This window comes from Nonomuraea monospora, from assembly GCF_039531895.1.
GTDB lineage: Bacteria > Actinomycetota > Actinomycetes > Streptosporangiales > Streptosporangiaceae > Nonomuraea > Nonomuraea monospora.
In genome coordinates, this window is record NZ_BAAAQX010000036.1 from 127,034 (window position 1) to 134,143 (window position 7,110).

The 7,110-nt window shown below is 73.0% G+C and carries 4 protein-coding genes; 1 reads left to right on the forward strand and 3 read right to left on the reverse strand.

Annotated features, from left to right (window positions below; all coding sequences use genetic code 11):
- Positions 1-8: 8 nt before the first annotated feature.
- Positions 9-1,250 (reverse strand): helix-turn-helix domain-containing protein, encoded by a 1,242-nt coding sequence (locus ABD331_RS46495; protein WP_344490491.1) that lies wholly within the window; start codon positions 1,248-1,250, stop codon positions 9-11.
- 195 nt (positions 1,251-1,445) lie between these two features.
- Here ABD331_RS46495 and ABD331_RS46500 point away from each other — a divergent pair, with 195 nt between their 5' ends.
- Complete coding sequence (locus ABD331_RS46500) at positions 1,446-2,993, forward strand: RICIN domain-containing protein (RefSeq protein WP_344490494.1); 1,548 nt, start codon at positions 1,446-1,448, stop codon at positions 2,991-2,993.
- A 6-nt stretch (positions 2,994-2,999) separates the two neighbouring features.
- Here the strand turns inward: ABD331_RS46500 and ABD331_RS46505 are convergent, their stop codons facing one another.
- Positions 3,000-3,239: a hypothetical protein gene (locus ABD331_RS46505; RefSeq protein ID WP_344490497.1), complete on the reverse strand. Its 240-nt coding sequence runs from the start codon at positions 3,237-3,239 to the stop codon at positions 3,000-3,002.
- A gap of 155 nt (positions 3,240-3,394) precedes the next feature.
- Complete coding sequence (locus tag ABD331_RS46510) at positions 3,395-6,850, reverse strand: ATP-binding protein (protein ID WP_344490500.1); 3,456 nt, start codon at positions 6,848-6,850, stop codon at positions 3,395-3,397.
- Between the last annotated feature and the right edge of the window lie 260 nt (positions 6,851-7,110).

Sequence of the window (7,110 nt, forward strand, 5' to 3'; positions counted from 1 at the left end):
CCCACCGTCTACAGGGGCAGCCCGAGCTCCTGAGCGAAGCCGCGGGCCCGGCGCTCGATCAGCGGGCCGCCCTGATCGACGGCGTCCGAGGCCATCTGGCGGCCGGTCGGGCTGTAGTGCACCGAGTCGTGCGAGATCCCGTACGCCCGCTGCAGCCAGTCGAGCATGGACGACCAGTCACGCCGCTGCTGGTAGGTACGGGCGATCTCGACGTGCAGCCGGGCCCGCCGCTCCCTCGACGGGATGCTGTCGGGGTCGATCCGCTCGGCCTGTTCCTTCGCCGCGGCCGACTTGGTCAGGTCCGCGCCTATCGACACGGCGTGCAGCGCGACGTTGGAGCCGCCGAACTGGGTCCACGGATGGTGGTAGCCCGCCGGAAGGCGATCGGCGACGACGGCGGCTTCGTCCCAGAACCGCCAGGCGTCACCCTCGCGCCCGGCGCGGGCCGCCGTGGTGGCGGCATGCAGCAACAACGCGCCGTGCAAGGCACGGATCTCGTCCCCGCCGTCCTCCAGTCGCATCCTCAGCAGGTCCGCGGCGTCGAGTGCGAGCGTCAGCGCGGCGTCCGTGTCACCCCCGGAACGCTGCACGATGGCGTACGTCCACGCGGCCCCCGCGAGCGCGGCGGGCTGATCGGCCTCCTGGGCGGCGGCCATGGCCCGGTCGGCGACGACCCAGATCAGCTCGGGCTCGCTCGCCCACACGATGACATGCTGCACGAGCGCCCACAGGTCGGCGAGCACGGCCCACGCGTCCCTTCGCTCCTGTCCCTGCGCCTTGCGTACTGCGGCGCGGGCATCCCGGATCAGCGCGGGCAGCACGCGGCCGACGTCGGTGCGATGCGTGCGCGAGGTGTGCCAGACCTGCCAAGCCTCCGCCGTACGTTGCCGCAGCGCAGCGACCGGCAGCACCTGCTCGTCAGCGGTCAGCAGCGGTGCACGTACGGCATCGCGGATCGCGGGCACCGCCTCGTGCGGTATCCGGGCGAAGGAACTGATCGGGATGGTGGCGTTACCCCCGAGGTCCATGTCGGTCCCTGCGAGAATGGCCACGTCACCGACGGCGAGCACTTCGGCCAGGCGGACGAGCGCAGGCAGCCGGGGCGGGAGACGCCGGCCGGACTCGATACCCTTCAACCACTCGGCCGAGTAGCCGACAAGACCCGCCAGAACGGGTCGGCTCATGCCTTTTCGCTCACGGATGATCTGAATCCGCTCGCCTGTGCGCTTGCCTTCGAGGTCGTCGAGCATCAGGAGGCAACTCCCGGTTCGGTCCGCGCGTCGTGCTCAGGCTATGCCCATGCACTGGGGGACGGACAAGGAACTCACAGCCCTGATCACGGTTACCCCGAAGCGTTCCTCGTTCTGGCCGACCGTGCCTGCCCATCGATCGCCGATGAACGCGAGGTTGCACGACGAATACTTTGCGTTAGTCTTACGCTACCCATGGTGCGAGTCGCGGGAGGACGGATGCGCGGGCACGTACGCGACCTCGCCCTGGAGATCGGCGTGATCGGCGGGTTGAGCGCGCTCCTGTCCGTCGCCGCCGGGATCTCCGTCAACTTCGCCACCGACGGCCAGCCCGAGCTCAACCCCGCCCACATCCCGCCCGCCGTGCTGTTCTCCTGCCTGGCCTCCGCGGTGCCCCTCATCCGGGCGCGCTGGGCCGCCCGTACGGAGAGCACGACCGACCCGTACACCGCCCAGGACCTCGCCGGATACAAGCGGCTGCTGAAGAAGCTGCGCCAGGAGAAGAACACGCCGTCCTTCGCCGAACTGGAGCGGCGCGCCGCCGAGCGCGGGCTCGACGTCGGGCGGGCCGACCTGGAGAAGGTCACCAAGCAGGCGCTGCGCTGGCTCGACGACGCCGAGCACGCCGAGCCGATCATCCGCGCCTTCCTCGCCGTCCACCACGTGCCGGACGACACCGCCGGCACCTGGCTGGCGGCCTACCGGCGGCTGGTCGATCCCGAGCCGCCGCCGCGGCGCAGGCGCCGCGTCCGACCGGCAGTCCTGGTGGGGGTGCCGGTCGTGTGCGCGACCGTCGCCTCACTGGGATACGTGTCGTACGCGGAAGCCCGCATCCGGGGCTCGCTGTACCGTCCGAACATGGCCGTACTCTCCCGGCACGCCCCCGGCAGGTACCTGGCCGTGACCAGCTCGGAGAACTCTCCCCCGCGGGCCAGGCTCGGCCCCTCGACCATCAGCAAGAGCCCCGTCGCGCCCTACCGGTGGGACCTCGTGCCAGCCAAGCACGACGGCTCGTACCACTTCCAGATCCGCAACCGCCAGACCCGGCGCTGCCTGATCCCCGAGGCCCGCGCCCGCACCGAGGGCGGCTACATCACCGACGCCGCCTGCGACGGCTCCGCCGAGCAGCTCTGGCGGGTGGGCGGCGACCGGGTGAGCGGTGACGGGGCCATCGCGCAGGGCGGCATGTGCGCCGAGCCCAACCTGGGCTCCACCGACGCGGGCGCGCCGCTGGTGCTGCGGTCCTGCGTCTCCGGCAAGACCGCGCAGCGCTGGCTGATCACCGACCGCATGCCCGCCGGGCTCGGCAGTTCGATGGCCAGCGCACAGAACGGCGTCTGCCTGGACGCCGCGGCCGGCATGACGGACCTGGTCACCTGGGGCTGCCACGGCCGGGCCAACCAGTCCTTCACCTACCGGCGCGACGCCCGGGGCGACTACGAGATGAAAATCATGGACACCTGCCTGGGGGTGTCCGCGGAGCGGCGGCCTGTACGCGCGGCATGCACCGGGAGCCCCGGCCAGCTCTGGCGCCTCACCTACCGTTCGCCGTACAACGACTGGCTCTACTGGGAGGTCAGGCACGTCGCCAGCGACCTGTGCCTGCAACTGGAGCCCGATATGGCCACGTTGTCCATGCGCGCCTGCTCCTGGTCGAACGTCCAGCAGTGGCGCACCCCCGAGTGGCTGCAACCGCCGGACACACCCGTCCACCCGGCCGCCGGCCTGCGCAACCCGCGCTGAGCGACGTCAGTACACGTACGCCCACAGGTCGTAGGTGTAGTAGCCCGGGTAGGTCTGCGGGTAGTGAGTGCTGCACCACCACGTCTGCCAGCGCCCCGTCTGGACGCCCGACTGGCCGAACGAGATGCAGACGTCATAGGGCAGGCTGCTGTAAACCATCTGCAGCTCGGACGCGGCTTGCGCCGGGGTGCTCGTGGCCAGGGCGGTGACCGTTAGCAGGGCCAGGGCGGTGAGTTTGCGACGCACCAGATCTCCCTCGTGAAGGGCCGGACGGCGGTGGATGCGATCACCGTGCATTGGACGACGGGGGTCAAGGCCGCTGCAATATCGACCTTGTCGTGGCTCCGATGACCAGCGCGGACGCGGCCGGGAGCGATGAAAGGTTCATCGTCAGCGGCCCGCTACAGGCGCCAGGCGATCGCCTCTTGGGGGTGGTAGCGGCAGGTGGAGCCGGTCGAGACGGCGGCGCGCAGGTGGGCGGCCAGCTCGGGGTGGGCGTGGTCGAGCTTGCGGAGCGTGTCGCGGATGCGGGCCGTCACGGTCTTGCGGGCGCGCTCCGCCTCGTCGCCCAGCCGGCGCGTACGCCCGCCCAGCCCGGCCGCGGCACGCAGCTCGGCCAGGAGCGCGGCCCGCTCCCTGTCGAACTCCGCCGCCCGGTCGTCGTCTCCCAAGCTGGCGGCGCGGTCGATCTCCTCGTCCAGCCGGGCCAGGCGGCGGCGGTACCGGGACCTGGCCTCGTCGTCGAGCACCTCGTCGCCGCCCAGGCGGCGGGCCGCCACGACGGTCTCGCCGCCCTCGGGGGCCAGCAGCGTCACGGCGGGCACGTCGTCGCCTGGGCGGCTCAGCAGGGTGTGCAGGTCGCGCAGGCCTTTGGCGTCGGGCAGGTGCGCCGAACGGCCGGCGAACGTCAGCGCCCAGACCGCGCCGTCACGCCGGAACTCGCCGGACGTCTCCTGCGCGGGCGAGGCTCCTTTGTGATCGCCGGATGGTGCTGCCTGCTCGTCTCCGGACGCCCCCGTGGGCGCTGGCGGGACCCCTCCCAGCGGTCCCGTCCGTGCTGGAGGTTCGTCACCCGGCGGCCCCGTTCGTGCCTGCCCGAAAGCCCGCTCGCCAGGCGGCGTGAGGCGTACGTGCTCCAGCGCCTGCCGCATCCCCAGCTCCTCCGCCTCCCGCCACACCCCCTCCAGCAGAACGTCGGCGGCCCGCGCGTCACCAGGCGCGGCGCGAGCGAGCAGCGTCTCGGCGAGGTGGGCGCGGGCGAGCACGGACCACGGCCGCGCCCGCATGGCATCGGCCGCCCGATGAGCGGCGGTGAGCTCCTCGACGGCCTCCGCCCAGCGCCCCCGCGCGGCGTCCACACGACCGAGCCACAGGTCGTAGGGCCCGCTGATCTCCCACCCGAACAGGGACACCGCCCACTGCCCCCGAAGCGGCGCCAGCCGCGCCCGCACACCGGCGCACAGCTCAGGGTCCTGGGTGACGGCGGCGAGCTCAGCCTGCAAGCGCAGCCAGATCGGCTGGATCATGCGATCGTCAGGCTCCTCGTCGTCAAGTCGCCGCAACGCGGTGTCGAGGTCGCCGGACCGCAGCGCCGTCAGCGCCTCCAGCAGCGGCACGCAGGGATGGCCCGAGCCTCTCAGCTCGCGCAGCAGCCGTTCCTGCCCGTCGGTGCTGCCGCGTAAGGCCATCAGCGCCCACTGGTGGTGCTTGAGCATGAACGCGAAGTGCTCGTGCCTGGCCTCCGTGTGTACGGACTCCAGCAGCGACTCGGCCTCGGCGAAGCGGCCTTCGAGGCCGGCGATGATGCTCGCGTCCACATGGGTGGACATCACGAGGTGCGGACGCTCGCTGCGCCGCCCCCTGGCGACGTAGGCGTGGAACTCGTCGAGGTAGCGGGGGTCGCCCTGCTCGATCATGGCCACCCAGCGCAGGGCGCTGGCGAAGTGTTCGAGGTCGGGGTCGGCGGTGCGGACCGCCACGGCGATCAGCTCGCCCGTCAGCGCCACCCGTTCGGCCGCCGTGCCCGGCCCCCAGATGATGTCGTGATGCGCCCACAGGCTGAACGCCAGCGCGTCGTCGTCACCGCCCTGCCTGGCCCGCGTCGCCAGATGCAGGACCAGCGCCGTGGCGAGCCCTTCGTCGGGCACCGCCGGGCCGCCGACCAGCCTGCGGTGGGCGTCCCTGAGTAGGTCGAGCGCCTGGTCGCGGCCGTAGTGACCGTGGAAGACCAGCGCGACGCGGGCGGGCAGCTCCGGGTCGTCGGTGTCGCGGGCAATGGCCGCCGCCTCCTCGAACAGCCGCCTGGCCTCCTCGCGCTCGCCGTCGTGGTGCAGCTCCCTGCCCAGGTCCAGCGCGATCAGGCCGCGCCGGTGCGGGCCCGCGGCGGCGCTCAGCTCGTACGCCCTGCGCAGGTGAGCGATCTGCTCCTCGGCCGCCAGCCGCCCCCTGGCCTCGCGGGCCGCGTCGAGCAGCAGGACGATCGCCCGCTCCGCGTCGAGCCGGTCGCCGGCGAGGTAGGCGTGCCTGGCCAGGTCGCTCGGCGGCAGCCGGCCCGCCAGCGCCGGAGAGCTCTCCACGGCGGCGACCACGGCGGCATGGCGGTCCTGCGGGTCGTCGAGCGAGTCATACAGCGTCTCCCGCACCAGGTCGTGCGCGAACGCGAACACGCCGCCGCCCCTCGTCACCACGAGCTTGGCCACCACGGCCAGCTCCAGCAGCCGATCGACGTGCGCCACCGGAGCCCCGATGGCGGCGGCCAGCACCTGACGGTGGAACTCCCGCCCCAGCACCGCCGCGGACGGCAGCAGCTCCGACACCTGGCGCGGCAACAGGGACAGCCGCCGCAGCAGCGCGTCGCGGATGCCGGGCGCGACGGCGCTCGCCGACCCGCCGCTGCGCCACAGCCTGGAGGTCTGCTCGACGAAGAACGGGTTGCCGCCCGTCCGCAGATGAACCTCCGCCACCAGGTCGGGCGGCGGGTCGTGGCCTGCGGTACGGGCCATCAGCGCGGCGACGCCCGGGCGGTCGAGGCCGGTGAGGGTGATCGTGGTGGCCTTCGCCACGAGCGGTGACAGCAGGTCGCGCAGGGGGTGGTCGATCGGCTCCACCTCGGCGTCGCGGTAGGTGCCGATCAGCAGCAGCCGCTCGAACCACGTCTGCCGCGCGGCGAACTCCAGCAGGCGTAGCGAGGCGGGGTCGGCGGCGTGCAGGTCGTCGATGACGACGAGGACCGGGCGTCGATGGGAGATCGCCACCAGGGCGGAGGTGACGGCGTCGAAGAGCTGGAAGGCGTCGGCGGGGCGTTCGGCGGACGTGTCATAGAGTCGGCGACCATCTGCGGGGCGCTCGCCAGTCGCGTCGGGGAGGCGGGGCGCGTCCGCAGGGCGTTCGGTGGACGTGTCGGTGAGGCGGGGCGCGTCCGCAGGGCGTTCGGTGGACGTGTCGGTGAGGCGGGGCGCGTCCGCAGGGCGTTCGGTAAACGTGTCGGGGCGCTGGCGGGCGTCGGTGGGTGCGCGGGTCTCGCCCAGCAGGGTCGCCAGGCCGACGCCCGCCGCCTCCTCGGCCGCCGCCCACTCCTCCGGCTCGGCCGCGCGCCGTACCGCCCTGATGACCTGCACCCACGGCCAGTAACCCGGGGCGCCGCCGGAATCCCAGCACGCGCCGCCCACCACCAGCACACCGCGCCGCCTGGCCTCGCCTGCCGTGCTGGTGACGAGCGTGGTCTTGCCGATGCCCGCCTCGCCGGTGACCAGCACCAGGCCGCCGTGGCTGTCGATGAGCCGGGTGAGCTCGGCACGCAGCAGCGCGGCGGGATGTTCCCGGCCGATCAGGTCGTTAGCCGCGGCTTCGGTAGACATGACGCTTGCACGCTATCCGCCCGGGGCGACACTTTCCCAGCGCGACGGGAGAGCGGCAGTCAAGCCGGAGGGGACGGGGCCGTGACGGGAAGGTGGCCGCTCAGGTGGATGCGATCGCTGCGGGAAGGTGGCCGCCCAGGCGGGTGGGACGGCGGCGCGAAGGGTGCGGCGGCGCGAGCGGAGGCGGCGCGAGCGGAGGCGGCGCGAGCGGAGGCGGCGCGAGCGGAGGCGGCGCGAGCGGAGGCGGCGCGAGCGGAGGC

Excerpts from the sequence above, each read along its gene's own strand:
- ABD331_RS46495 (WP_344490491.1), bottom strand. The coding sequence starts at position 1,250 with ATGCTCGACGACCTCGAAGGCAAGCGCACAGGCGAGCGGATTCAGATC.
- ABD331_RS46510 (WP_344490500.1), bottom strand. The coding sequence starts at position 6,850 with ATGTCTACCGAAGCCGCGGCTAACGACCTGATCGGCCGGGAACATCCC.
- ABD331_RS46500 (WP_344490494.1), top strand. The coding sequence starts at position 1,446 with ATGGTGCGAGTCGCGGGAGGACGGATGCGCGGGCACGTACGCGACCTC.